This window comes from Microbacterium deminutum (assembly GCF_039530205.1).
GTDB classification, from domain to species: Bacteria; Actinomycetota; Actinomycetes; order Actinomycetales; family Microbacteriaceae; genus Microbacterium; species Microbacterium deminutum.
Map to the genome: position 1 here is coordinate 761,996 of NZ_BAAAOG010000002.1, position 26,121 is coordinate 788,116.

23 protein-coding genes are annotated in these 26,121 nt (G+C 68.8%); 13 read left to right on the plus strand and 10 right to left on the minus strand.

All coding sequences use genetic code 11. The annotated features are described in order from the left end of the window. Window positions 1–7: 7 nt before the first annotated feature. Window positions 8–1,255 (plus strand): D-arabinono-1,4-lactone oxidase, encoded by a 1,248-nt coding sequence (locus ABD212_RS09820; protein WP_344093910.1) that lies wholly within the window; start codon window positions 8–10, stop codon window positions 1,253–1,255. A 34-nt stretch (window positions 1,256–1,289) separates the two neighbouring features. Here ABD212_RS09820 and ABD212_RS09825 read toward each other — a convergent pair whose 3' ends face one another. The 3 genes from ABD212_RS09825 to ABD212_RS09835 all read right to left on the minus strand — a co-directional run bounded on the left by ABD212_RS09825 (window position 1,290) and on the right by ABD212_RS09835 (window position 4,863). Then, window positions 1,290–2,744, minus strand: coding sequence for an HNH endonuclease signature motif containing protein (locus ABD212_RS09825; RefSeq protein ID WP_344093912.1), 1,455 nt, complete (start codon window positions 2,742–2,744; stop codon window positions 1,290–1,292). Window positions 2,745–3,052: 308 nt separating this feature from the next. Then, window positions 3,053–4,414, minus strand: a complete 1,362-nt coding sequence (locus ABD212_RS09830; RefSeq protein WP_344093914.1) for an MFS transporter — start codon at window positions 4,412–4,414, stop codon at window positions 3,053–3,055. Then, window positions 4,411–4,863, minus strand: coding sequence for a MarR family winged helix-turn-helix transcriptional regulator (locus ABD212_RS09835; RefSeq protein ID WP_344093917.1), 453 nt, complete (start codon window positions 4,861–4,863; stop codon window positions 4,411–4,413). The genes ABD212_RS09830 and ABD212_RS09835 overlap by 4 nt, the downstream gene beginning before the upstream one ends. 84 nt (window positions 4,864–4,947) lie before the next feature. Between ABD212_RS09835 and ABD212_RS09840 the strand changes: the two genes are divergently transcribed. From ABD212_RS09840 to ABD212_RS09860, 5 genes are all read left to right on the plus strand, one after another. Continuing rightward, on the plus strand, window positions 4,948–5,799 hold the full coding sequence (locus ABD212_RS09840) for an alpha/beta fold hydrolase (protein ID WP_344093920.1): 852 nt from the start codon (window positions 4,948–4,950) through the stop codon (window positions 5,797–5,799). Window positions 5,800–6,065: 266 nt separating this feature from the next. Next, window positions 6,066–6,389, plus strand: coding sequence for a hypothetical protein (locus ABD212_RS09845; protein WP_344093922.1), 324 nt, complete (start codon window positions 6,066–6,068; stop codon window positions 6,387–6,389). 62 nt (window positions 6,390–6,451) lie between these two features. After that, window positions 6,452–7,501 (plus strand): lipoate-protein ligase LplAB, encoded by a 1,050-nt coding sequence (lplAB, locus tag ABD212_RS09850; RefSeq protein ID WP_344093924.1) that lies wholly within the window; start codon window positions 6,452–6,454, stop codon window positions 7,499–7,501. Continuing rightward, window positions 7,480–8,367: a DNA-methyltransferase gene (locus ABD212_RS09855; protein ID WP_425561256.1), complete on the plus strand. Its 888-nt coding sequence runs from the start codon at window positions 7,480–7,482 to the stop codon at window positions 8,365–8,367. The genes lplAB and ABD212_RS09855 overlap by 22 nt, the downstream gene beginning before the upstream one ends. A 34-nt stretch (window positions 8,368–8,401) precedes the next feature. Beyond that, window positions 8,402–9,388: an LLM class F420-dependent oxidoreductase gene (locus ABD212_RS09860; protein WP_344093927.1), complete on the plus strand. Its 987-nt coding sequence runs from the start codon at window positions 8,402–8,404 to the stop codon at window positions 9,386–9,388. A 1-nt stretch (window position 9,389) separates the two neighbouring features. Here the strand turns inward: ABD212_RS09860 and ABD212_RS09865 are convergent, their stop codons facing one another. Together ABD212_RS09865 and ABD212_RS09870 are read right to left on the minus strand one after the other, a co-directional pair. Then, window positions 9,390–10,895 carry a carboxylesterase/lipase family protein gene (locus ABD212_RS09865; protein ID WP_344093930.1) on the minus strand — a complete coding sequence of 502 codons (1,506 nt, stop codon included), beginning with the start codon at window positions 10,893–10,895 and terminating at the stop codon, window positions 9,390–9,392. Next, window positions 10,879–11,520, minus strand: a complete 642-nt coding sequence (locus tag ABD212_RS09870) for a TetR/AcrR family transcriptional regulator (RefSeq protein ID WP_344093932.1) — start codon at window positions 11,518–11,520, stop codon at window positions 10,879–10,881. The genes ABD212_RS09865 and ABD212_RS09870 overlap by 17 nt, the downstream gene beginning before the upstream one ends. Before the next feature lie 115 nt (window positions 11,521–11,635). Between ABD212_RS09870 and ABD212_RS09875 the strand changes: the two genes are divergently transcribed. Together ABD212_RS09875 and ABD212_RS09880 are read left to right on the plus strand one after the other, a co-directional pair. Beyond that, window positions 11,636–12,931, plus strand: a complete 1,296-nt coding sequence (locus tag ABD212_RS09875; RefSeq protein WP_344093934.1) for an MFS transporter — start codon at window positions 11,636–11,638, stop codon at window positions 12,929–12,931. 73 nt (window positions 12,932–13,004) lie between these two features. After that, on the plus strand, window positions 13,005–15,305 hold the full coding sequence (locus ABD212_RS09880; protein WP_344093936.1) for a glycoside hydrolase family 3 C-terminal domain-containing protein: 2,301 nt from the start codon (window positions 13,005–13,007) through the stop codon (window positions 15,303–15,305). A gap of 136 nt (window positions 15,306–15,441) precedes the next feature. On the opposite strand, the gene ABD212_RS09885 is transcribed toward ABD212_RS09880, so the two are convergent. The 3 genes from ABD212_RS09885 to galT all read right to left on the minus strand — a co-directional run bounded on the left by ABD212_RS09885 (window position 15,442) and on the right by galT (window position 18,621). After that, the gene (locus tag ABD212_RS09885; protein ID WP_344093938.1) at window positions 15,442–16,281 is read right to left on the minus strand and encodes an alpha/beta fold hydrolase; all 840 of its coding nucleotides are present in this window, start codon (window positions 16,279–16,281) and stop codon (window positions 15,442–15,444) included. A gap of 94 nt (window positions 16,282–16,375) precedes the next feature. Next, entirely contained in the window at window positions 16,376–17,503 is a 1,128-nt protein-coding gene (gene galK, locus ABD212_RS09890) for a galactokinase (RefSeq protein WP_344093940.1), read from the minus strand. After that, window positions 17,500–18,621 carry a galactose-1-phosphate uridylyltransferase gene (gene galT / locus ABD212_RS09895; RefSeq protein WP_344094151.1) on the minus strand — a complete coding sequence of 374 codons (1,122 nt, stop codon included), beginning with the start codon at window positions 18,619–18,621 and terminating at the stop codon, window positions 17,500–17,502. The genes galK and galT overlap by 4 nt, the downstream gene beginning before the upstream one ends. A gap of 172 nt (window positions 18,622–18,793) precedes the next feature. Here galT and ABD212_RS09900 point away from each other — a divergent pair, with 172 nt between their 5' ends. Continuing rightward, on the plus strand, window positions 18,794–19,789 hold the full coding sequence (locus tag ABD212_RS09900) for a LacI family DNA-binding transcriptional regulator (protein WP_425561257.1): 996 nt from the start codon (window positions 18,794–18,796) through the stop codon (window positions 19,787–19,789). Here ABD212_RS09900 and galE read toward each other — a convergent pair whose 3' ends face one another. Continuing rightward, window positions 19,790–20,770 carry a UDP-glucose 4-epimerase GalE gene (galE, locus tag ABD212_RS09905; protein ID WP_344093942.1) on the minus strand — a complete coding sequence of 327 codons (981 nt, stop codon included), beginning with the start codon at window positions 20,768–20,770 and terminating at the stop codon, window positions 19,790–19,792. 1 nt (window position 20,771) lies between these two features. Continuing rightward, window positions 20,772–21,527, minus strand: coding sequence for a ThuA domain-containing protein (locus ABD212_RS09910; protein WP_344093944.1), 756 nt, complete (start codon window positions 21,525–21,527; stop codon window positions 20,772–20,774). Between the two features lie 84 nt (window positions 21,528–21,611). On the opposite strand from ABD212_RS09910, the gene ABD212_RS09915 reads away from it, so the two are divergent. The 4 genes from ABD212_RS09915 to ABD212_RS09930 all read left to right on the plus strand — a co-directional run bounded on the left by ABD212_RS09915 (window position 21,612) and on the right by ABD212_RS09930 (window position 26,082). Then, on the plus strand, window positions 21,612–22,628 hold the full coding sequence (locus ABD212_RS09915) for a LacI family DNA-binding transcriptional regulator (RefSeq protein ID WP_344093947.1): 1,017 nt from the start codon (window positions 21,612–21,614) through the stop codon (window positions 22,626–22,628). A gap of 166 nt (window positions 22,629–22,794) precedes the next feature. Beyond that, window positions 22,795–24,132, plus strand: coding sequence for an ABC transporter substrate-binding protein (locus ABD212_RS09920; protein WP_344093949.1), 1,338 nt, complete (start codon window positions 22,795–22,797; stop codon window positions 24,130–24,132). Between the two features lie 76 nt (window positions 24,133–24,208). Then, window positions 24,209–25,147 carry a carbohydrate ABC transporter permease gene (locus tag ABD212_RS09925; RefSeq protein ID WP_344093951.1) on the plus strand — a complete coding sequence of 313 codons (939 nt, stop codon included), beginning with the start codon at window positions 24,209–24,211 and terminating at the stop codon, window positions 25,145–25,147. Continuing rightward, window positions 25,147–26,082: a carbohydrate ABC transporter permease gene (locus ABD212_RS09930; RefSeq protein WP_344093954.1), complete on the plus strand. Its 936-nt coding sequence runs from the start codon at window positions 25,147–25,149 to the stop codon at window positions 26,080–26,082. The genes ABD212_RS09925 and ABD212_RS09930 overlap by 1 nt, the downstream gene beginning before the upstream one ends. Window positions 26,083–26,121 lie beyond the last annotated feature (39 nt).

Sequence of the window (26,121 nt, forward strand, 5' to 3'; positions counted from 1 at the left end):
AGCGGCCATGACGCGCAACTGGGCAGGGACGTACGAGTACACCGCTCCGAGGATCGTGACCGCGAACTCGGTCGACGATGTGCGGCGGATCCTGGGCGAGCCGGGGCGCGTCCGCGCGCTGGGCACCCGCCACTCGTTCACGGATCTTCCCGACACGACCGGAACGCTCGTTGACGTCACGGGCCTCGCGGCGGACTTCGTGCTCGACGAGGATGACCGCACCGTGACGGTGGCCGCCGGCATCCGCTACGGCGAGCTCGCGGTCTGGCTCGAGGAGCGCGGCTGGGCGCTCAAGAACATGGGTTCTCTCCCGCACATCAACGTGGGCGGAGCGACGGCCACCGGCACACACGGCTCCGGAGACACCAACCCCGTGCTCTCGGCGTCGGTGCGCGCCCTTCGCTACGTCGGCGCGGATGCCGAGGTCCACGAGATCCGCCGCGGCGACGCGGACTTCGACGCTCTCGTGGTGGGACTCGGCGCCTATGGAATCACGGTCGCTGTGACACTCGACATCCAGCCCTCCTTCCGGCTGCGGCAGGACGTGTACACCGGAATCTCCTGGGATGCCGCTCTCGCCGATCTGGATGCGGTCACCGGCGCCGGATACAGCGTGTCGGTGTTCTCGCGGTGGGAGCCGGAGTCCATCGGCCCGGTATTGGTGAAGACCCACCTCGAGAGCGATGACGGGGGGGTCCCCGATGCGATCCTCGACGGAGTCCACGCGCCCGGGGAGGCGCCGTTGGGTGGTGGCGACAACATCACCGAGGGCGGCGGCGTGCCAGGTCCGTGGATGCTGCGCCTGCCGCACTTCCGGCTGGACGCACAGCCGTCGTTCGGCGACGAGATCCAGACGGAGTACTTCGTCGAGCGGCGCCACGCGCCGGACGCCCTGCGCGCGGTTCAGGCGCTGGGCGACGGCATCCGGCCGCACCTGATCGTTACCGAACTGCGAACGGCCGCCGCCGACGAGCTGTGGCTGAGCGCCGCATATCAGCGCGACTCTGTGATCATCCACTTCACCTGGGCGAACCACCCGGACGGGGTCTGGGCGATGCTGCCGCCCATCGAACAGGCGCTCGCGCCGTTCGAGGCGCGTCCGCACTGGGGCAAGGTCCACCGTTTCGACCGCGCCGCGATCGAGCGGGTGCACCCGCGGCTCGCCGATGCCCGGGCGGTGTTCGAGCGCCTCGACCCGGAGGGGCGGTTCGCGAACGATCACCTCGTCCGTCTGGGCGTGCGCGAGGATCGCTGACGAGTTCGGCGTTCCGGCGTGGCTCGTGATGGGCTCAGAACGGCGGCACATGCTCCGCCATCGGTCCTGGTGGTGCGTCGAACGCGCGCGATGGAACGAACTGCACGATGGCCGGCGGTCGATCGACGTAGCGACGTCCGGTGAGGCTCGTCCACTCCAGCCTGCCTTGGCCGAGCTGTCTGACCCGCCAGGCGGTCGCGTGCTTGACGGTGTGGTGCCTGCGGCAGAAATGCGCGAGGTTGCAGTCCGTGGTGGCTCCGCCGAACGCGGCGTCGACCGTGTGATCGAGGTCGCAGCGCCACGGTCGCTGGGTGCAGCCGGGAAAGCGGCAGCGCTCATCGCGGACGCGCAGGAAGCGTCGCAGCTGCTTGCTCGGCCGGTATCGGTCCACGGCGAGCGGAGCGCCGGAGTACGGGTCGTACATGACGCGATCCCAGCCCGGAGCGTTCGCGGCGAGGAGGCGGGCTGTCTCGCGATCGATCGGGCCGACTCCGGCGAGAAGTGACGGCTCCTTGTCGACTCCGGCGGCCGTGAGGACCGGGAGGGTGACTTGGACATGGGCGCGGATCGACGCGAGCGCGTCCCCGTCGCCGTGAGCCGTCGGCGCTCCGCAGAGGAGGAGGTCGGCGAGCACGTCGGCGCGGACTTCGTCCAGCGTGCGAAGATCGGGGAGCGGACTGGCGATCGCTGTCGGCTCGCCGGCATCGGCGTCGGCGGCAGCCCCTGAGGCGTCGATGCGGGGACCGGTCACGACGGTGGCGCTTCCGTCGGGAATATGGTCCGCGTCGGTCTCGTCGACGAGCGGCCACGCTTCGGCATCCGTCTCGGGATCGCCGTGAAGGATTTCGTGCCCCAGCTGAGTCAGGCGGTCGAGGATGGCATGCGCGAGGGTCGCGGGGAGGTCGGCGAGCAGACGCGCCATGCCATCACCCAGGTCGGTCACTCGCACGCACCGGCCGGCGAACCCGTTGCGCTGCAGTTCTTCGACAAGGTCGGGATCGATGCGCGCGGCAACGACTCGCGCGATCGCGCGGAGCCTCGGTGGAGTCTCGAATCGAGCCGCCTCCAGCACGATTCGCTCGAACTGCGCTCGCAGCTCCGCGTCGCCGATGGACCCACCCGCGTCGATGATCCCGCTGACATGGGCGGCATCGATCCCGCCCTTCTGGAATGTCAGATACGTTGCCGCGAATGACTCGGTGAGAGTCGAGGCCGACGACATCCGCTCCTGCACGGTGCGGTCGCTCAGCCTCATCGCAGCGCCCAGTTCGGAGGTCACCTCGCGCAGGGCGAGATCGTGCTGACCGCGCCTGCCCATTGCGCGCCGCTCTTCGGCTCTGGCCATCGCCAGATCAGTCGCTTCGGCCAGCAGCGCGGCTTCCCGCGCCTGGAGCGCGGCCATCGCAGCCCTGGTTCGGACGATCCTCGTCACGAGCTGGTCGAGCTCGCCCCATGCAAGAGCGTCCGGCGGACTCGACGTCTGGCCCATGGTGCTCCCGGATCACGGCACCCTCAGCGGGTGGCGGTGGGTCGCGCGATATGGGCACTGCGCGTTTTCTTGATCGCCAGGCTAGCACACAGATATCAATCAATACAAGACAATCTCGAGGAAGATTCAGATATAGATGCGAAGACTGTGTTCCCTCGCAGACGTGATCCCTCGTGGAATGCTCAATCCTGACGGATGACGTCGACCAGCCGACCTGTCATTGCCAATCTTGCCGCCCGGTTCCGACATCCCCCGGACCGCCCACCGCTTGGACCGCGCGCTCTCACTGCTCGGGCAGCGAGGGCAGCTCAGTTCGCGCGCGAGCCTGAGCCGGCCAGTCGTCCGTCCTGCGGAAGCGGGATCGGCATGGTCGAGGCGGCCTCGTCGCTGAAGTCCTCGGGAGCTGCATCCACGACCGCCAACGGACGCGTCTCGTCGATCGTCAGCCGGAAGCGGCTCTCGTCGTGGCGGCGGAGGCGTCCCGAGCTGATCAGCCAGGTGGCGCCGATGCCGAATGCGACGAGGGCGGCCGCCGCGCCCACGAGGATCGCGACGCGCGGTCCGTACTGCGCCGCCACCCAGCCCACGATCGGCGCGCCGACCGGGGTGCCGCCCATGAGGATGGCCATGTAGAGCGCGAGGACGCGGCCGCGCAGCGCAGGCGGTGTCGTCGTCTGCACGTAGCCGTTCGCCGTCGTGAGCATCGTCACCACGGCGAAACCCGTGAACATGAGCGTGGCGGCATATGCCCAGTAGGTCGGCATGAACGCGGAGATGGTGGCCGCCACGGCGAACAGCAGCGTCCCCGCGATGACGACGCGGATGCGAGCCCTGTCGCGGCGTGCCGCCAGCAGCGCACCCGTCAGCGAGCCGATCGCCAGAATCGAGCTGAGCAGCCCGAAACCGTCCGCATCCTGGCCGAATTCGATCGCCATCGTGGAGGCGTAGATCGGGAAGTTCATGCCGAAGGCGCCGACCAGGAACACCATCGCGAAGGTCACCATGAGGTCGGGCCGCTTGCCGACGTAGCGGAATCCGTCGGCGAGACGCGCCGCTCCGGATGCCTTCGCCCGCGGCACGAGTTCCTTGCCGCGAATAAGCACCAGCGCCGCGATCATCGCCAGGAAGGTGACGGCGTTGACCAGGAACACCCACCCCGTGCCGACGGCGACGATCACCAGACCGGCGACCGCGGGTCCGATCATCCGTGCGCCGTTGAAGGATGCCGCGTTCAGCGCGACGGCGTTCGAGGCGTTCTCACGTGATACCAGGTCCGAGACGAAGGCCTGGCGCGAAGGATTGTCGAATGCCGCGACGACGCCCAGGGCGAGGGCGAACCCGAACATGAGCGGAAGGGTCATGACCCCCGTGAGTATCAGGATGCCGATGGCGAGACCCAGGATCATGAGGGATCCCTGCGTGAGCATCAGCAGCCTGCGGCGATCGAAGCGGTCCGCGACCCACCCCGTCACACCGACGAGCACCAGCGGCGGACCGAACTGCAGCGCCATCGTCACGCCCATGGCCGCGGCGTTGTTGTCGGTGAGCTCGGTCAGCACCACCCAGCTGAGGGCGGTCGCCTGCATCCAGGCGCCGATGTTCGAGACGAGGGCGCCGATGAACCAGACGCGGTAGTTGAAGACGGAGAACGAGCGGAACATCGCGCTCATCGCGCGACCATCCGCTGCATGATCTTGGCGGCGTCGGACATCGTCCTGCGCTCATGCGGTGTGAGCTCAGCCAGAGCCTCTTCGACCCAGGCGTCGCGTCGCCGGGCCGTCTCGTCGACGACGGCTCGACCTTCGTCGGTGAGCGAGATCACGACCTTTCGCCCATCGCTCTCGTCAGCCGACCGGCGGACGAAGCCGGACTCCTGCAGGCAGTTGACGGTGCGGTTCATCGACGGTGCGGAGACCCGCTCGCGCTCGGCGAGCTCGCCGAGCGTGTGTGAGCCGTGCACGAAGAGCCCGGCCAGAACCGCGAACTGGCCGTCGCTCATCGAGTCGACCGCGCGCTGGGTGCGCATGCGCCTCGCGAAGCGGAAGGTCGCAATGCGAAGCTCGGATGCCGCCGTGGAGAGCTCTTCGGCGCTGCGCGGGGTGCTGATCGCGGTACTCATAGGTTATTTAGCATAGCTTATTAGTCTTGCTAAGTAAATTTGGTGGTCGTGCGCAGCCGATCCGGCGACCCTAAACTCAACCGCATGCCCGAATACACCGATGCGTACGGCGTCGCGATCGTCTACGACATCCACCCCGCGAAGACGACGCCGCGCGCCGTCGTCCAGCTGCTGCACGGCGTCGGCGAGCACGCCGGCCGCTATTCCTCGCTCGTGGAGGCTCTCGCCACGGATGGCTACTCGGTGTACGCCGACGACCACCGCGGGCATGGGCGCACCGGCATGGGGCAGCACGGCGGCGACCGGGCGAAGCTCGGGCGGCTCGGCCCCGGCGGGCTGCCGGCCGCGGTGGCCGCCCTGTGGCAGTTCACGCAGCTGATCCGCACCGCGAACCCTGACCTGCCACTCGTGCTTCTCGGCCACTCGTGGGGATCGTTCCTCGCGCAGATGCTGGTCAACGAGCATCCCAAGGCGTACGACGCGCTGGTGCTGAGCGGCTCCGCGCTGCGCATCCCGGGCTCGCTCAATTCGGGCGATCTCAACGCGAAGTGGAAACAGGCCGACGCGATGGGGACCGAGTGGCTCTCGTCCGACCTCGAGGTCGGCAAGGCGTTCGTCGACGACCCGCTCACCACGATGACTCCTCTCGCGAAGCTCTTCGGCCCGATCGACACGGCGCGCATCATCGGGCGTCCTCGCAAGAACCTCGGCCGCGACATCCCAGCCCTGCTGATGGTCGGCAGAGACGATCCGGTGGGCGGACCGCGGAGCGTCCACAAGCTCGCCGACGCCTACCGCTCGCGTTCGGGGCTCACGGATGTCACGACGCTCGTCTACCCGGGGGCCCGTCACGAGATCTTCAACGAGACCGTCCAGGAGGACGTGCGCGGCGACCTGCTGGCGTGGCTCGACGAGCGGTTCCCGGCGCGCGACTGATCGCATCGCGGGATGCCGTCCTATTTAGGGCCTTGACTCGCGAGCGGTCCCACGGCAGTCTGGCGACGTGCGAGCACCTGGGAGCGCTCCCGCGCAACGGCCGCGCCTGAAGACGCGCTGAGCCCTCGTTGCCCCGTGCGTCGCGGGGCTGGGAACCCGAACCCGGCCCCGCGGCGCGCGCGTCGCCCACCGCCGCGTCGCCGCACCGCTAGGCTGGCGCGGCCGTGCGGACCGCACGGACCACCCGATCGACAGGACCCCCCGCCTTGATCACTCTCTCCTGGCTCCTTCTCATCGCTCTCGTCGGCGGCATCCTCGCCGTCGTCGACGGCATCCTGCGCCTCCGCGGCAAGGGAGGCACCGTCGTCGGCATCATCGAGCTCGTCGCCGGCGGTCTGTTCCTCATCTCCCTGTTCGTCCCGATCGCGTTCGGATCGCTCGTGCTCGCCGTCGTCACAGTGATCGCGCTGATCATCGCTCTCGTCCTGCGCGGCAAGTCGGGGATCGCGCTGACGATCGTCTCGCTCGTGCTGCTCGTGGTGTGGATCGTGCTCATCAACCACTGGCTGATCATCCCCGTCCTGAACTGACGCGCGGTGCCCACGGGCGCCGCGCGCCGCACCATGATCCGGCCCGCATCTAGGCTGTGACCATGCACGGCGAATACAAGGTGCCCGGCGGAAAACTGGTCGTCGTCGACCTCGAAGAGCGCGACGGCCGGATCGCCGATTTCCACCTCGCGGGAGACTTCTTCCTCGAGCCGGACACGGCGCTCGCCGATATCGACGCGGCCGTGAACGGACTTCCCGTCGAGGCGGATGTCACCGCCATCGCCACGGCGGTGCGCGCGGCGCTTCCCGAAGGCGCGCAGCTGCTCGGCTTCACTCCCGAGGCGGTGGGAACGGCGGTGCGGCGGGCTCTCGTGACGGCTCCCGGATGGCGGGACTTCGACTGGGAGGTCGTGCACGAGCCGCCCGTCTCGCCGCGCATGAACCTCGCCCTCGATGAGGTGCTGACCGGCCGGGTCGGCGATGGCCGGCGACGGCCGACGCTGCGGCTCTGGGAGTGGGACGAATCCGCCGTCGTGATCGGATCCTTCCAGTCGCTGCGCAACGAGGTCGACCCCGAGGGTGCCGCACGCCACGGCTTCGACGTGGTGCGCCGCATCTCGGGAGGCGGCGCGATGATGATGGCCGCGAACTCGATCGTGACGTACTCGCTCTACGTGCCGGCATCCCTCGTCGCGGGAATGACGTTCGCCGACTCATACGCGTTCCTGGACGACTGGGTGCTGCAGGCGCTGCGCTCGCTCGGGATCGAAGCGACCTACCAGCCGCTCAACGACATCGCGTCGCCGCAGGGCAAGATCGGCGGGGCGGCCCAGAAGCGCCTCGCGAACGGCGGGGTCCTGCACCACGCGACGCTCAGCTACGACATGGACGGCCAGGTGATGACCGAGGTGCTGCGGATCGGGCGCGAGAAGCTCAGCGACAAGGGCACCGTGTCGGCCGCCAAGCGTGTAGACCCGCTGCGCCGGCAGACCGGACTTCCCCGCGAGGCCATCATCCAGCGGTTCATCGAGACGTTCACCGACCTCTACGGCGCCGTGCCCGGCACCATCAGCGACGACGAGTACGCCGAAGCCGAAGCGCTCGTCGAGTCGAAGTTCTCGACCGACGCGTGGCTGCGCCGCGTGCCGTGACGGCTCCCGAGCCGGGGCCGGTCACCGGATCCGTCGAGATCCATCACGGCGACAACCTCACGATCATCCGTGGGTTCGCGGACGCCTCGTTCACGCTGGTCTACCTCGACCCGCCGTTCAACACCGGGCGGATGCGCGAGCGCTCGGTGGAGACGGCGAGCGCGCCAGGTAGCTCGCCGGCTGCCGCCGTCGTCCGCCGAGGGTTCCACGGTCGCGACTACGAGCGGCTGCGCGGCGACCTGCGTGCCTACGACGACCGGTTCGACGACTACTGGGCCTTCCTCGAGCCGCGACTGGAGGAAGCCTGGCGGCTGCTCGCCGACGACGGCACGCTGTACCTTCACCTCGACTACCGCGAAGCGCACTACGCGAAGGTGCTGCTGGACGCGCTCTTCGGCCGCGATCACTTCCTCAACGAGCTCATCTGGGCGTACGACTACGGCGCCAAGACGCGCAGGCGCTGGCCGACGAAGCACGACACGATCCTGGTCTACGTCAAGGACCCCGAGAAGTACTGGTTCGACTCGGATGCCGTCGACCGCGAGCCGTACATGGCACCGGGTCTCGTGACGCCCGAGAAGGCCGAACGCGGCAAGCTTCCCACCGATGTCTGGTGGCACACCATCGTGCCCACCACCGGCCGCGAGAAGACGGGCTACCCGACGCAGAAGCCGGAAGGCATCCTGCGCCGGATCGTCCAGGCGTCGAGCCGCCCGGGCGACCGCGTGCTCGACTTCTTCGCCGGCAGCGGCACGACCGGCGCCGTGGCGTCTGCACTCGGACGCGACGCCGTGCTCGTCGACGAGAACCCGGAGGCGGTCGCCGTCATGAAGGCCCGGATGCCGCACGCCACCGTGACTGACTGACGGGAAGGAAACCGATCGTCCCTAAGCTGAGGCCATGCGATTCGGAACCTTCATTCCCCAGGGCTGGCGTCTCGACCTCGTCGGCATCGACCCTGTCGACCAGTGGCGGGTCATGGCGACCCTCGCCCAGATGGCGGATGAGGGGCCGTGGGAGTCGCTGTGGGTGTACGACCACTTCCACACCGTCCCCGTCGTGACCGACGAGCCGACCCACGAGGCCTGGACGCTCATGTCCGCATTCGCGGCGGCGACGAGCCGAATCCGCCTCGGGCAGATGTGCACGTGCATGGGATACCGCAATCCTGCCTATCTCGCCAAGGTCGCCGCGACGATCGACATCGTCTCGGGCGGCCGAGTGGAGATGGGCATCGGCGGCGGCTGGTACGAGCACGAGTGGCGCGCGTACGGGTATGGCTTTCCGCCCGTCCCGCAGCGCCTCGCGAAACTGCGCGAAGGCGTCGAGATCATGCACCAGGCGTGGACGACCGGCACGGCGACCCTGGACGGCGAGCACTATCAGGTCGATGGCGCGGTCGTGCGCCCGCTGCCGCTGCAGGATGGCGGCATCCCGATGTGGATCGCCGGTGCCGGCGAGAAGGTGACGCTCAGGATCGCCGCGAAGTACGGCGCCTACACGAACTTCGCGGGAACGATCGAGGAGTTCGACCACAAGAGCGGCATACTTCGCGGGCACTGCGACGCGCTCGGCCGCGACTTCGCCGAGATCACGCGATCCTCGAACTTCAACACCATCGTCGGCGCGACCGAGGCCGAGGCGGCCGACCGCCTGGCAGTGGTCAAGGCACGTCTTCTTCCGCTGGTGGGCGAGCGACGGGCCGACGCGATCGAGCAGGACTACCTCTCGTCCGACGGGTACGGCACGGTCGAGCAGGTCGCCGAGCGGCTCGCCCGCCGCTCGGCGCTCGGACTCGGTTACGCCATCCACTACTTCCCCGAGGCCGCGTACGACCGCTCCGGCATCGAGCTCTTCGAGCGCGGCGTCATCGCCGCGCTCGCGTGACTCACAGGAGGGCTTCGACGCTCGCGTAGCCGTGGGGGACGACCTCTGGGGTCGAGGGGTCGCCGCCGAAGACCCGGGTCGTCTCCAGCACCTGCGACCACGGCGTCCAGCCCGGGTCGCCGTCGCGCACGAAAGCGGCTGCCGCACCGTGCACCGCCGCCGCAAGGGCAGCCGGTGCCGCGTCGCCCGCGATGGCGGTCACGCCTTCGGCGTCCAGGCAGTCGAACCAGAACGGGACGTCCAGGCAGTGGACGGCCCAGCCGCGCGTGGGCGAGATCCACGAGAACCGGTACGCCCACGTGACCGAGTCGGAGCTCGCCTCCGATCGGATGCGCGCGATCCGCACCACCGGAACCCGGAACCTGCGGTCGGTGCCGAACCGTCCGAGCACGGCCGCTGTGCCCTTCCTGCGCTGGTCCCGGTTCGCGGCGAGATACGCCTTGCGGACAGCCCGGTCGACCCCGACCCTCCCGAGCGCGTAACCGACGGGGATGAAGCGCAGCCTCCCCTTCGCGCCGTCGGTGATCATGGTGAACTCGTCGTCGGTCGCGCCGAGCACCAGCGGCTTGTCCGCGCCGGTGCCCGCGCGCAGCGAGTCCGCCGTCGACCGCGAGATCAGCTCGCCGTCGATCATCGGCCCCCAGGGCAGCCCTTCGTCCAGGAGTGTGCGGACCCCGGCGATCCGGCTGCCGTCATCCGGCGAGGCGGCCTTCTCCTCCAGCTCGAGCAGCCGCTCCTCGGGGACGGACGCGAATCCCTCGCGCGTCGGCGCCACCCCGGCGAGGTTCGCGAGGCGGGCGGACAGAGTTCGCGCACGCTCCGGCGAAAGGTCGCCGAGCGCGCCCGAGAGCGCCCACACCGCGTGGAACAGATCCTGGGCGGCAGGCATCCCGAGCAGCGTCAGCACTGCACCGCCGCCGGCCGACTGCCCCGCGATCGTCACCCGTGACGGGTCCCCGCCGAACGCAGCAACGTTCTCGCGCACCCACTCCAGCGCGGCGAGCCAGTCGCGCACCCCGCGGTTCGATGGCGCTCCGGGGATGTGGCCGAACCCGTCGAAGCCGAGCCGGTACGAGATCGTCACGGTAACGACGCCGTCGCGATTGAACGCCCGGCCGTCGTACCACGGGCTGGCGGGGGAGCCCGCGGTGTAGCCGCCGCCGTGGATGTAGACGAGCACCGGCAGGCGTGCCTCGGTGCCTCCCGGCGCAGGCGTGAAGACGTTGACGTTGAGGGTCGACTCGCCGGGGATGGACGGCTCGGGGATCAGCGTGCCGGCTTTGTCGCCCCGCTGGGCCGTCGCCCCGTACGCGACGGCATCCCGGATGTCGTCCCAAGGGTCGGGGGGAGCCGGAGCGGCGAACCGAAGCGCGCCGACCGGGGCCTTCGCGAACGGGATGCCGAGGAACGCGGCCGATGCGCCCGAGTCGCCCGGAGTTCCGCGCCAGAAGCCGCGGACGCGGCCCGGCGCGATCTTCACGACCGGAGCCTCAGTTGCTGTGATCATCGGTGGTCCTGTCTGTCGCAGAGGGGGTGAGCAGATCGAAGAGCTGTCCCACGATGCCGGCCATGTCCAGATCGGGCTCCAGCATCCATTGCAGCTGCAGGCCGTCGGCGACGGCCTGGAAGATCCGGGCGAGGGTCTCGGGGTCGATGGCTTCGGTCAGCTCGCCCGATCCGCGTCGCGCCGCGATCACGGCCGAGAACACCCCGCGGAGGTTCGCGCCCCGGTCGATGAAGAAGCGGTGCGCGGGATGCTGCTCATCGACCGCATCGACCGACATCTGCGAATAGAGCTGGACGAGCCCGGGCACGTCGCTGTTGTGCCGGATGACGGAGACGTAGCCCTCACGCAGCTGGGCGATGGTCGTGTCGTCCAACGCCGCAGGTCCGTAGTGGGCCATGTCGACCTCGTCGCGCTTGCGCACGATCTCGGTGAAGAGCTCTTCCTTGCTGTCGAAGTAGTGGAGGAGTCCCGCCTGACTGAGCCCGACCGCATCGGCCAGCACTTTTACGGATGCTCCGCGGTAACCCTCGCGCCCGATCACTTCAAGGGCTCGCTCGAGGATCTCCTCGCGCTTCGCGACGCCTTTGGCGTAGGAACCGCGGCGTCCCGGTCGGCTTTGTGCCATAGGAGAAGTAAACCGAACAACGCTTGATTTCTCAAAACCAAATGTCGTAAGGTTTTTTCCGCTGCGCTCGCTCCCGAGCGCGGCTCACCCATAGTCGTGTGAAAGGAACACCTCTGTGTCTGCCGCTGCACCCGAGCTCGCCCGAGAACTCACCGACGAAGAACTCGTCGACGGCGCCACCGAAGGCCCCGTCAACATCCGCGGAGCGCTCCGCAAGCTCGTCTGGTGGGCCATCCCCGCCAACTTCGCCATCTTCGTCATCTGGGGGGCCGTCCCCGGACTTCTGCTCGCGAAGCAGATCGAAGCGTTCGACCCCGACCCGCAGGCAAAGGTCGCGAACCTCGCCATCGTGGCAACGATCGGCGCGTTCGTCGCCATGATCGCGCAGCCCGTCGCCGGGCAGGTGTCCGACCGCACGCGCTCGCGATTCGGCCGTCGTGCGCCGTGGATGATCATCGGCTCGGTCGTCGGCGGCGCCGCGCTGATCGCGCTCGGGTTCCAGCACACCATCCTCGGCTTCGTGATCTGCTGGGCACTCGTGCAGGCCGCGTACAACTTCGCGCAGGGACCGCTGTCGGCGATCATGCCCGACCGGGTGCCCCGCATGGCTCGCGGCACGTTCGCCGCGGTCTCGGGCATCGCTCTCATGGTCGGGGCACTGGGCGGATCCGTCGTGGGAGCCTCGTTCGTCTCGATGATCCCGGTCGGCTACACGGTCCTCGCGGTCTTCGCCGTCGTCGCACTGGCGCTCTTCAACGTCTTCAACCGCGACCGCTCGAGCCTCGACCAGGTCAACGAGCCGTTCGATCTGAAGGCGTTCCTCAGCACGTTCTGGGTCAACCCGGTCAAGCACCCGGACTTCTTCTGGGCGTTCACCGGCCGGCTGCTGCTCTACACGGGCTACTTCGCGGTCGTCGGGTACCAGCTGTACATCCTCTCGGACTACATCGGCCTGGGCGACGACGCGACCAGCATGGTCCCGCTGCTGAGCCTCGCGGGACTTCCGGGCATCATCATCTCGATCGCGGTCTCGGGTCCGATCTCGGACAAGGTCGGGCGTCGCAAGCCGTTCGTGTTCGGGTCGTCGGTGCTCGTCGCGGTCGCGATGCTGTTCCCGATCTTCATGCCCACGTTCACCGGGATGCTCATCATGTCGATCGTGGCCGGCTTCGGCTTCGGCATGTTCCAGTCGATCGACACCGCCCTCATGAGCGAGGTGCTGCCGAGCAAGGAGTCCTTCGCAAAGGACCTCGGTGTCGTCAACATCGCGGCCACCCTGCCGCAGACCCTCGCTCCCGGCGTCGCCGGCGCGATCGTGCTGGCCTTCGGCTACATCGCGCTGTTCCCGGTGGGCATCGCGCTGAGCATCCTCGGGGCCCTCGCGGTCTGGCCCATCAAGGCCGTCCGCTGACCGGACAAGCGGATGCCGGGACCCCGGCATCCGCCTGTCAACCCCCACCCGCCCCGACACGAAAGCTGATGAGATGACTGATGTGAGCACCGCACCCGCGCCGGCGACGATCGCCGACCTGACCCTCGAAGAGAAGGCCTCGCTCACGAGCGGCGCCAGCTTCTGGTACACGAAGCCCATCGAGCGTCTCGGCATCCCGAGCATCATGGTCACCGACGGGCCGCACGGCCTGCGCAAACAGCGCGAGGGGGGCGACCACCTCGGGCTCGGCGACAGCGTCCCGGCGACCTGCTTCCCGCCCGCGGTGGGGCTCGGCTCGTCGTGGGATGTCGACCTCGTCGAGCGGGTCGGGCAGGCGCTCGGTGTCGAGACGTCGATCGAGAACGTCGCGGTGCTGCTCGGACCCGGTATCAACATCAAGCGCTCGCCGCTGTGCGGCCGCAACTTCGAGTACCTCTCCGAGGACCCCATCGTGTCGGGCGTGCTCGGTGCGGCCATCGTGCGCGGCATCCAGTCGAAGGGCGTCGGCACCTCGCTCAAGCACTTCGCCGCGAACAACCAGGAGAACGACCGCATGCGGTCTTCGTCGGATGTCGACCCGCGGCCGCTGCGCGAGATCTACCTGCGCGGCTTCGAGCGTGTGGTCGAGGACGCTGAGCCCTGGACCGTCATGTGCTCGTACAACCGCATCAACGGCGTCTATGCCTCGGAGGACCCGTGGCTGCTCACCAAGGTGCTGCGCGACGAGTGGGGCTTCGAGGGCCTGGTGGTGTCGGACTGGGGCGCGGTCAACGAGCGCGTGCCTTCGATCGCGGCCGGAATGGACCTCGAGATGCCGTCGTCCATGGGCATCACCGACGCGCAGATCGTCGCCGCTGTGCAGGCCGGCTCGCTCGACGAGTCGGTGGTGGATGTCGCAGCCGGACGCGTGCTCGACCTCGTGCGCAAGGCACGGGAGGGCGCCGGTTCCGTCGAGGGACCGCTGGATGTCGATGCCCACCACGCGCTCGCGCGGGAGGCCGGCGGACGCTCGATCGTGCTGCTGAAGAACGACGGCGACATCCTGCCACTGCAGGGCCAGCGGTCCGTCGCGCTCATCGGCGCGTTCGTCGACCAGCCGCGATTCCAGGGCGCGGGCTCGTCCATGATCAATCCCACGCGGGTGGACGACCTCGCTCTCGAGGTCGTCGCGCAGGCGGGGGAGGACTTCGTGTTCCAGGCGCAGGGCTTCTCGATCGCCGTCGCCCCGGAGCCGGCCGAAGTGGAGCGGCTGCGCGACGAGGCTGTCGCCCTCGCGGCCGCGAACGATGTGGCGGTGCTCTTCCTCGGCCTGCCCGCGCGGCTCGAGTCCGAGGGCTACGACCGCGAGGACATCGATCTCCCGGCCGATCAGCTGGCCCTGCTCGACGCCGTGCTCGAGGTCAATCCGAACGCCGTCGTTGTGCTCTCGAACGGCGGAGTCGTGGCGCTTCCCTTCGCCGACCGCGTGCCCGCGATCCTCGAAGGGTGGCTGCTGGGCCAGGCGGGCGGCGGCGCGATCGCGGACGTCCTCTACGGCGACGTGAACCCCTCCGGCAAGCTGACCGAGACCATCCCGCACCGGCTCGAGGACACCCCGGCGTATCTCGACTTCCCGGGCGAGTACTCGCACGTCCGCTATGGCGAGGGCCTGTTCGTCGGATACCGCTGGTACGACGCGCGTCGCATGGACGTGGCGTTCCCCTTCGGCCACGGCCTGTCGTACACGACGTTCGCGTATGGTTCTGCGACTGCTGCGGTCGGCGCTGACGGCGACGTCGACGTCCGGGTGACCGTGTCGAACACCGGGGGTCGTGCCGGCCGCGAGGTCGTGGAAGTGTACACCTCGCTGCCCGGTGGGACGGTGCAGCGGCCGGAGCGCGAGCTGAAGGCCTTCGCATCGGTTGCGCTCGAGGCAGGCGAGAGCCGCGAGGTGGTCCTCACAGTCCGCCGCAAGGATCTCGCCTACTGGGACATCCGCACCGACAGCTGGGTCGTCGAGGGCGGCGAGTACGTGGTGGATGTCGCCGCGTCGAGCCGCGACATCCGCTCGTCGGTGACTGTGCCGATCGAGGGCGATCCGATCGTGCTGAAGCTCTCACGGACCTCGTCCATCGGCGAGGTGATGGCGCACCCCGTGGTCGGACCGATCGTGCAGGCGGCCATCGCCCAGATGATGGGGTCGATGGAAGGCGCGGCCTCCATCATGCCCGAGGGCGTCGACATGACGAAGATGATGGAGTCGTTCCCGATCGGCCGCGCCGGCATGTTCGCCGCTGCGAGCGGTGGCGAAGGCGGCGTCAACCCCGAGATGATCGACGGCCTGATCGCGATGGCGAACGCTCCCCAGGGCTGACGGCCCGCCGGGTTCGGGGCGTTTCGTCTCGCTTCGCTCGCTCAACGACCGGGGGTGGCGGTTCCGGTGGTCGACCCACCGGGGGTTGCGGGTTTCCGGTCGTTGAGCGAGGAGCGAAGCGACCAGGCGAAACGCGCTATGCGGAGCGCAGGAACGCGAGCAGGGCCTCGTTCACCTCGTCGCCGTGGGTCCAGAGCAGTCCGTGCGGCGCGCCCTCGAGCTCGACGTACGTCGCTTCCGGCAGGAGCTCCTTGAATCGCCGCGCGGTGGCGTCGATCGGCAGGATGTTGTCGGCGGTTCCGTGGAGGATGAGCGCCGGCACGTCGACGGCGGGGATGTCGGCGCGGAAATCCGTCGGCCACGTCAACGGCGCGATGGCGATCGCCACATTGGCCATCTGATTTCCCACCTGCACGCTCGCGTCGACCGCCTCCTGCGAGATTCGCGAACCCAGGTTGTCGTCGAGGTTGTAGAAGTCCTTGTAGAAGCCCGCGAGGTACGCGTAGCGGTCCTGCCGCACCGCGGCGGCGATGCCGTCGAAGAAGTCCTGGGGCCCCGCGCCCCCTGGATTGTCCGCCGTCTTCAGCAGGTAGGGCTCGAGCGAGCTGAGGAACGCGGCCTTGGCGACCCGGGCGCTGCCGTAGCGCGAGAGGTACCGTGCGACCTCTCCGGTGCCCATCGAGAACCCGACGAGCACCGCGTCATGCAGGTCCAGGTCTTCCATCAGCGCGTGGAGATCCGCCGCGAAGGTGTCATACTCGTAGCCCGATCCCGGCTTCGACGACGCCCCGAACCCGCGGCGATCGTATGCGATCACGCGGTAGCCGGCATCCAGCAGGGCGGACTGCTGCTTGCCCCACGACTCGCCGTTCAGCGGAAAGCCATGGATCAGCACAACCGGCTGACCGGATCCCTGGTCGGTGTAGTAGAGGTCGATGTCGGCAGAGTTCTCGGTTCCCACGGTGATGTATGCCACGGTCATTCCTTCCGGCCGGGGTCGCGCGCCACGGCTCACCTCGACGCTAAGCGCGGGGCTGCCGTCTGCGCCAGGGGTTGACGCGTCGGGCGCTTCAGTCGCGACCGGCCCCTGCGGAGGGCACCACGGTGAAGAGGGTGGGAGCGCCGAATCCGGATGCCGCGAACGCAGCGGTGACGGCATCCGCCACCTGCTGCAGCCGATCGTGCGCGACGAGCGCGATCGCGGCACCGCCGAAGCCGCCGCCCGTCATGCGCGCCCCGACGGCACCCGCCTCCAGCGCGGCCTCGACCGCGGTGTCGAGCTCGGGGACCGAGATCTCGAAGTCGTCGCGCATCGAGGCGTGCGAGGCGACGAGCAGGTCGCCGATCGCGGTGGGTCCGTCGTCGTGGAGCACTCGGACGGTGTCGATCACGCGCTGGTTCTCGGTCACGACGTGGCGCACGCGGCGGAAGGTGACGTCATCCATGAGCTCGGCGGCGCGCGGCAGGTCGTCCACCGACAGGTCGCGCAGCGCGGGCACGCCCATGATCGCCGCACCGCGCTCGCAGGCGGCACGGCGCTCGCCGTAGCCTCCCGTGGCGTGGGAGTGCTTGACGCCGGTATCCATCACGAGCAGCTCGAGACCCGCCGCCGCGAAGCCCAGGTCGACGACCTTCGTGTCGAGGGAGCGGCAGTCGAGGAAGATCGCGGCATCCGCTCGCCCGAGCATCGATGCCATCTGGTCCATGATCCCCGTCGGGGCGCCGACGGCGTCGTTCTCGGCGGTCCGGCCGACGCGCGCGAGCGCGACATCGTCGAGGCCGAGGCCCCACGTCTCGTTCAGCGCCGTCGCGGCGGCACCCTCGATCGCCGCCGACGACGAGAGTCCGGCCCCGACGGGCACCTCGGACGTGAACCGCAGATCGGCGCCGGCGACGGCATCCGGTCTCGTTTCCGACGCACGCAGCAGCGCCCACGCCACCCCGAGCGGATACCGCGCCCATTCCGCGACCTCGTCCCGGCGCTCGGGGAAGAGGTCGTCGAGATCGGCGATGGCGACCTCGACGGCATCCTCGTCGAACGTCGACGCCACCCGGAGAATCCCGTCCTCGCGCGGCGTCAGCTCGACATGGGTGCGATGCTGGATGGCGAACGGCAGCACGAACCCGTCGTTGTAGTCGGTGTGCTCGCCGATGAGGTTCACACGCCCCGGCGCCGACCAGGTCTGCGTGGTGGTCACTCGGTCACCTCCGCGATCGAGGCGACAGCCTCGCGCAGCCGCTCTGCCGAGGTCTCGGGAGGGATGTCGCCGATCCACGCGCCCATCGCGGCCTCCGAGCCCGCGAGGTACTTGAGCTTGTCGGCGGCGCGGCGGGGGGACGTCAGCTGCAGGTGCAGGCGTGCGGTGTCGCGTCCGCGGTGCACGGGCGCCTGGTGCCACGCGGCGATGTACGGGGTCGGGGTGTCGTACAGCGCATCGACGCCGCGAAGCAGACGGAGGTAGAGCGGCGCGAGCTCGTCGCGTTCGGCCGTCGAGGTGGAGGCGAGATCCGGCACATGGCGGTGCGGCATCAGGTGCACCTCGAGCGGCCAGCGGGCTGCGAACGGCACGAACGCCGTCCAGTGCTCCCCTTCGAGGATGACGCGCTCCGAGCCGCGCTCGAACTCGAGGATCCGGGCGAATACGTCGGGTCCTTCGCGGTCGATCGACGACAGCAGGCTCATCGTCCGTGGGGTGATGTAGGGGTACGCGTAGATCTGCCCGTGCGGGTGCGCAAGGGTGACGCCGATGGCCTCCCCTCGGTTCTCGAACGGGAACACCTGTTCGACGCCCGGAAGGGCTGAGAGCGCCGCTGTGCGATCGGCCCACGCTTCGATCACGGTGCGCGCCCGGACGCGGGTCTGAGTGCCGAACGAGCCGGAGTCCTCGGGGCTGAAGCACACCACCTCGCAGCGTCCGACCGAAATGCGTGTGCGGCCGAGACCGGGCGCAGCGAGGTCGTCGAGGCCGAGCGGTGCATCGGCTCCCGCCGATACCGCACCAGCAGCGGCATCCGTCCCGGCCAGCGCAGGGCCGAACGACGGCGACTTGTTCTCGAACACGGCGACGTCATAGCGCGACGGGATCTCGGACGGATTGGTCGGCGTCTGCGGGGCGAGCGGATCGAGCTCGGCGGGGGGCAGGAATGCCCGGTTCTGTCGTGCCGCCGCCACAGACACCCAGTCGCCGGTGAGCACGTCGCGGCGCATGATCGCGGTCTCGGGGCGGGCGAAGGGGTCGCGGCCGTCGACCGCCCGTTCGGGGCCCAGGGTCGTGTCGGGGTCGTCGTAGTAGATGAGCTCGCGGCCATCGGCCATGCGCGTCGATCGCTTGACTACGCCGGCGCCGAGGGCCTCTGCGCGGATCTCTGGTATGTTCACGTCAACACGTTACCCCGAATGGCATGGTAACGTCAACATGGCCCGAGTCCGCCGACGTTTCGCAGCACTCTCGGGCAACATCCGACGGGGCTCAGCGGAGGGAGCAGAGATGGGCGACGCGAGACGCGTGTCGATGGCCGACGTCGCTGAGCACGCCGGCGTCTCGGGTCAGACGGTGTCGCGGGTCGTGAACGCCAGCCCGCGGGTCGATCCGGCGACGCGCGCTCGCGTCGAGGCCGCGATGACAGAACTCGGCTACCGCCCCCATCGCGCGGCACGGGCCCTGCGCACCGGCCGGACCCAGACGATCGGGCTCGTGGTCTCGACCCTCGCGAACGTCGGCAACTCCCGCATGCTGCAGGCGGTGGCCGATGCCGCGGCCGCACGCGGCTACGCCCTCACCGTCGTCACGCTCGGCCCGGACGGCATCGGCCCCGGGTTCGAGCAGCTTCGCGAGCAGGGCGTCGACGGGGTGGTCGTGCTCAATGAAGCCTCGGCGCTCGCGCGCGATGCCCCGGCACCGCTCGACCTCGAACTGGTGGTCGTCGACACTCCAGGCGCCGACGGAGCCGCCTACAGCATCGTCCAGTCCGACCACGCCGGGGGTGCGCATCAGGCGACGGCGCATCTGCTCTCCCTCGGACACAGCGGCGTCCACCTCCTCGCGGGTCCGGCCGCGTCGTTCGCGGCCGACGAGCGAGAGCGCGGATGGCGAGAGGCGCTCGTGGATGCCGGAAGAGAGGTGCCCGCCGTGGTCCGAGGCGACTGGACCGCGGCATCCGGTCACTCGGCCGCTGCTGCGCTCGCCGCGGATCCGACCGTCACGGCGGTGTTCGCCGCGAACGACCAGATGGCGCTGGGTGCGATCCGGGCCCTCGCCGAAGCGGGTCGGCGGGTTCCCGAGGATGTCAGCGTCGTCGGCTTCGACGACATCGCGGATGCCGCGGACTATCGGCCGCCGCTCACCACGGTGCGTCAGGACTTCGATGTGCTCGGCGTACGCGCGGTCGCAGCCCTGGTCGACGGGATCGAGGGCGGCCGCCGCCGCACCGAGACGATCCTCACCACCCTCGTGACTCGGGCGAGCACAGCGCGCAGGGGCTGATCAGCCCTGCGCCGCGCGCCGGGCCTCCCAGCCGGTGCGCACCATCTCGTCCAGCGAGTACCTCATCGCCCAGTCGAGGTCGCGGGCCGCGAGCTCGCCGGTCGCGACGATGCGGTCGGGGTCGCCAGGCCGGCGATCCGCGATCTCGGGGGTGAAGTCGATGCCGGTGACGCGGGCCATCGCATCCATGATCTCGCGCACCGAGAGCCCGTTGCGGGAGCCCAGGTTGTAGGCGGCCTCGACCGGCTCGCCGCCCTCGAGCCGCTCGGCCGCCACGACGTGCGCGGCGGCGATGTCGCCGACATGCACGTAATCGCGCACGTTCGTGCCATCCGCGGTGTCGTAGTCGTCGCCGTTGATGCGCGGGGTCCGGCCCTCGATGAGAGCCTCGAACACCAGCGGGAAGAGGTTGTGCGGGCTGGTGTCGTAGACATCGAGGTCGGCGGAGCCGACGACGTTGAAGTAGCGCAGCGACGTGTGGCGGAGCGGATGCCGCGACCCGGCGGTCGCCGTCGCCTGGTCCCGCAGCAGCCACTCGCCGATGAGCTTGGACTCGCCGTACGGTGACGCCGGCCGTTTGGGAAGGTCCTCGGTCACCAGCTCGACGTCGGGTGTGCCGTAGACGGCGGCGCTCGACGAGAACACGATGTTGGCGACATCCGCGGCCGCCATCGCCTCGAGCATGACGCGCGTGCCCTCGACGTTCTGCGCGTAGGTGTGGAGGGGGCGCTGCACCGAGACGCCGGCGTACTTGTATCCGGCGACGTGGATGACGCCGGTCACGCCGTGCTCGCGGAGCGTCGCCTCGACCAGCCCGCGATCGAGGATGGTGCCGACGATGAACGGCACGCCGCCCGGGACGAACCCCCGATGGCCGCTCGAGAGGTCGTCGATGACGACGGGAGCGAGGCCGGCGGCCGAGAGTGCGCGGACGACGTGCGCGCCGATGTAGCCGGCGCCGCCGGTCACGAGCCAGGACATGTCACTCCTCGGGGAGATGAGCGGGGGACAGGTCCATTCTGCCGGTACGGCTCCACGCCTCCGCACCGGCCCAGCGCGCCGCGTTGCGGATCAGCGCCTGATGCGACGCGGACTCGTACGACCGCTCGTCATGACCGAACGCTGTGACGACGGCGCGGGTCGGATGCTCGCGCACCCACACGAGGGGGTGGGATGCCGCATCCCGGGTGTGCGCGACGAGCACCTGTGCCCCGGGATCGATCACGAGATCGGTGTACAGCTCGTCGAAGAGCGCTATCCCGGTGAGGCCGGCTGTCACCGGATGAGCGGACTCCGACACCGGGACGACGGCGTAAGCAGCGGGAGGATGCCACGATCGCCCCTCCTGCCATTCACCGCCGATCGCCGTTCGCCACGCCGGGTAGTCGCGCAGGCTCGCGAGGGCGCTGTGCACGGCGATGACGCCGATGCCGCGTTCGATGGCGGCGTCGAGGCCCGACTGCGCACGGGGATCCACCCCTCGGCCGGCTTCGCGCCCGCCGGCGGACACGACGCTGTGCCACGGATCGCCCGCGTTGACGACGAGGACCGCAGCGTCGTCCAGCGACGCGAGTGCGGCATCCGGATCGTGGATCAGGGTGACGTGCCACCCGTCGTCGTCGAGGATCTCGGCGATCCGCGCGGACGTGTGGGCGAATGGATGCCACGGGTCGGCATAGCGCCCCGCCCCGCTCGCAATCACCGCTCGCGGGAGTGCGCTCGCATCGGCGCTGCTCATGCCTCCAGTTCTATACCCCCTCCCGCCCCACCGAGACATGTGTGCAACGTTGTAGAGTCAGGATGCCGCGGGGGAGGAGTGGTCATGTCGGTAACGCTGCACGACGTCGCCCGCGCGGCGGGAGTGTCGATCAAGACGGTGTCCAACGTCATCAACGACTATCCGCACGTGCGCGCGGACACCCGCGCCAGGGTGCACGAGGCGATCGAGCAGCTGGGCTACCAGCCGAATCTCTCCGCGCGAAGCCTGCGTTCCGGACGCACCGGGGCCATCGCCCTGGCCCTGCCCGAACTGAGCCTCAGCTATTTCGCCGAGCTCGCCGATTCGGTCATCGAGGCGGCAGAGCGGGTCGGGCAGTTCGTGATCATCGAGCAGACCGGCGGCGACCGTGAGCGCGAGCTGCAGCTGCTCTCGAGCTGGCGACGCAAGATGACCGACGGCCTGATCTTCAGTCCGCTCGGCATGGGGATGGATGACGCCGCCCACCTCGACGTCGCGTATCCGCTCGTACTGCTCGGCGAGCGGATCTTCGACGGCCCGACCGATCACGTGACGATGCGCAACGTCGAGGCCGCCCGCGCGGCCACCGAGTTCCTCATCGCGCGAGGACGCCGTCGCGTCGCGATCGTCGGAGCCCACGAGGGTGAGGTGATCGGTTCGGCAGGGCTGCGGCTTCGCGGATACCTCGAGGCGCTCGAGGCCGCCGGCATCCCGTACGACGAACGGATCGTCGTGCACACCACGCTCTGGCATCGCGCGAACGGAGCGACCGCGATGCGGGAGCTGCTGGCCCGCGACGTCGAGTTCGACGCCGTGTTCGGTTTCAACGACACCCTCGCGCTCGGTGCCATGCGCGTGCTCCAGGTGGCCGGCTACCGGGTCCCGGAGGACGTCTCGGTGATCGGGTTCGACGACCTCGACGAGGCGATGTACTCGCTGCCGAGCCTCACCACCGTGAACCCGGGCCGCAGCGAGATCGCCGAGGTCGCGGTGCGATCGCTCACGGAGCGGATCGAGGCGAACGGCGACACGGAGGTGCCCCCTCGCCTGCACCTCGCGCAGTTCCGGATCGTCGAACGCGAGTCCACGGCCACTGCGTAATGACTCTTGACAGAGGTCGGGGTCTCCAGGCAGGATGCATTTACAACGTTTACCTACAACGTTGTAAATCACCTTCACCCCGAGCATCGCTCGCTGGGCGGGGGTCGCAACACGATCGCAACGCAGACGACGGTGTCCCACACCGCGAGAGAAAGAGCACAGCCCAATGAAGAGAAAGCTCCTCGCAGCGGCGGGTGTCGCGGCCTTGGCCGCAGCACTCCTGACCGGCTGCTCGTCAGGCAGCTCGGCCCAGCCCGCGGCCAGCTGCACGAACAAGATCAGGGTGAAGGACGCGCCGCAGGTCAGCGTCTGGGCCTGGTATCCCTCGTTCGAGGAGGTCGTCGACCTGTTCAACGACACCCACAAGGACGTTCAGGTGTGCTGGACGAACGCCGGCCAGGGCAACGACGAGTACACGAAGTTCTCCACCGCGATCGAAGCAGGATCCGGCGCGCCGGACGTCATCATGCTCGAGTCCGAGGTGCTCTCGAGCTTCTCCATCCGCAAAGCGCTCGTCGACCTGACGAAGTACGGCGCGGATGACGTCAAGAGCAACTACAGCGAGGGCGCCTGGAAGGACGTCTCCAGCGGCGCCGCGGTCTACGCGATCCCCGTCGACGGCGGTCCCATGGGAATGCTGTATCGCAAGGACATCCTCGACAAGTACGGCATCGCCGTGCCCACCACGTGGGACGAGTTCGCCACCGCCGCTCAGAAGCTGAAGGATGCCGGTGCCCCCGGCGTGCTCGCCGACTTCCCGACCAACGGCCGTGCGTACAACCAGGCGCTGTTCGCCCAGGCCGGCTCCGTGCCGTTCGTCTACGACAACGCGAAGCCGACCGAGATCGGCATCAAGGTCAACGACCAGGGTGCCAAGGACGTGCTCTCCTACTGGGAGAAGCTCGTCGACAAGAAGCTCGTCGCGGTCGACGACGCCTTCACGGCCGACTACAACACCAAGCTCGTGGACGGCTCGTACGCCATCTACGTCGCTGCCGCGTGGGGCCCCGGGTATCTCGGCGGCCTGTCGGATGCCGACCCCAACGCCGTGTGGAAGGCCGCGCCCGTCCCGCAGTGGGACCCCGCGAACCCCGTGCAGATCAACTGGGGCGGCTCGACCTTCGCGGTGACCAGCCAGGCCAAGGACGCGAAGCTCTCGGCCGAGGTCGCCAAGGAGATCTTCGGCACCGAGGACGCGTGGAAGATCGGCATCGAGAAGGCCGCGCTGTTCCCGCTGTGGAAGCCGATCCTCGAGTCGGCCTACTTCCGCGACTTGAAGTACCCGTTCTTCGGCGGTCAGCAGATCAACAAGGACGTCTTCCTCCCGGCGGCGTCGGGCTACACCGGCTTCACGTTCAGCCCGTTCCAGAACTACGCGTACGACCAGCTCACCGAGCAGCTGTACGCGATGGTCCAAGGCCAGAAGGACTCCGGGGCGGCACTGGACGACCTCCAGGCATCGCTGGAGAAGTACGCCAAGGAGCAGGGCTTCACCCTGCAGTGATCGACGATGGGTGCCGGTGGCCGCGTCTCACGGCCGGCCACCGGCATCCGCCCTCCCGACGAAGAGAGAGCCCGATATGACCGCAACAGCCACGCTCATCGCCCCGGCCGGCAATCCATCGCGCGAGCGGCGATCCCGGCTCGACGCCCGGCGCCAGCGATGGGGATGGCTCTATGTCAGCCCGTTTCTGGTCGTCTTCGCACTGTTCCTGATCTTCCCGCTGTTCTACGCGTTCGGCATGAGCCTGTTCACGACCGGGCTCGCCACCGGCACGCAGTTCACAGGCATCGGCAACTACATCAAGGCGTTCACCGACCCCCTCTTCCTCGAGGGCCTGCTGCGCGTCGCCGCGTTCGCGATCGTCATGATCCCGGCGCAGCTGCTGGTCGCACTCGTCGCCGCGCTGGTGCTCGACTCGCTCGTCACATGGCTGTCGAAGGCGTCGAGGCTGCTCATCTTCGCGCCGTACGCGATCCCGGTCGTGATCGGCGCACTGATGTGGAGCTTCCTCTACAGCCCGCGGTTCGGGCCGGCCGGCACCCTCTTCGAGCTGTTCGGGCTTCCGGCGCCCGACTTCCTCGCGGCAGGAACGGTGTTCTACAGCCTCGTCAACATCGTGACGTGGCAGTGGTCGGGCTATTACATGATCGTGATCTACGCCGCGCTGCGGTCGATCGATCCGGCCATCTACGAGGCCGCGCGCATCGACGGGGCGAACGGCCTGCAGACCGCGCTTCGGATCAAGATCCCGATGATCTCGTCATCCATGGTGATGGTGATCACCTTCGCGCTCATCGGCACCCTGCAGTTCTTCACCGAGCCGGTGGTGCTGCGCAACATCGCGCAGGGCGCCATCGACGCCGCTTACACGCCCAACATGTACGCCTACTCGCTCGCGTTCTCGTACAGCCAGTTCAACTACGCGTCGACGATCGCCTTCTCGCTCGGCATCCTCGTCTTCGCCGGTTCATTCGTCTTCCTCTTCCTCACCCGCAAGCAGAGCGGACTCAAGTGATGGCCACCTTCATCGCCCCTTCGGATCCCCAGACCACCACGATCGGGCTGCCCTCCCATGAGGACCGCAGCGTCCGGGTCCGGGGGCGCCGAAACGGGGGCCGCCGCATCGGCTCGCACATCCTTCTCGTCATCCTCGCGATCTACTTCGTCGTCCCGATCTGGTGGCTGTTCGTCGCATCGACGAAGACCACACCGGGTCTGTTCGCAAGCCCGGCGTTCTGGTTCTCAGACAACTTCGCGTTCTTCCAGAACGTCGCGGGATTGTTCGCCCATCAGGACGGCATCTACTGGCGCTGGCTGGCGAACTCGTTCGTCTACGCGTTCGCCGGCGGCATCGGTGCGACGATCCTCGCGATCCTCGCGGGCTACGGCTTCGCGAAGTACCGCTTCCGGGGGCGTTCGGCGATCTTCACGATCATCCTCGGATCCGTCATGGTGCCGCTGACCGCGCTCGTGATCCCGACGTTCATCCTGCTCAGCCAGTACGGCATCATCAACACGCCGTGGGCCGTCATCCTGCCCTCGCTGCTGAGTCCGTTCGGCGTCTATCTCATGCGGGTCTACACGCAGGATGCCGTGCCCGACGAGATGCTCGAGGCGGCACGGATCGACGGGGCGGGCGAGATCCGCACGTTCTTCCAGGTCGCGCTGCCGCTGCTGCGACCCGCGATCGTCACCGTGCTGCTGCTGTCGGTCGTCGGCACCTGGAACAACTTCTTCCTGCCGCTTGCGGTGCTCACCAACGAGCAGCTGCTTCCCGTGACCGTCGGGCTCAACCGCTGGACTGCGCTGTCGAATGCCGGTGCCGGAGGTGAGCAGGTCTGGAACCTGATCACCACGGGCGCGTTCATCTCGGTGCTGCCGCTGCTGCTGTCGTTCCTCTTCCTGCAGCGCTACTGGCAGGGCGGCCTCGCGCTTGGAAGCCTCAAGTAGCCCGGCGCCATCCGATCCACCCCTCTTACCCCTCTCGGA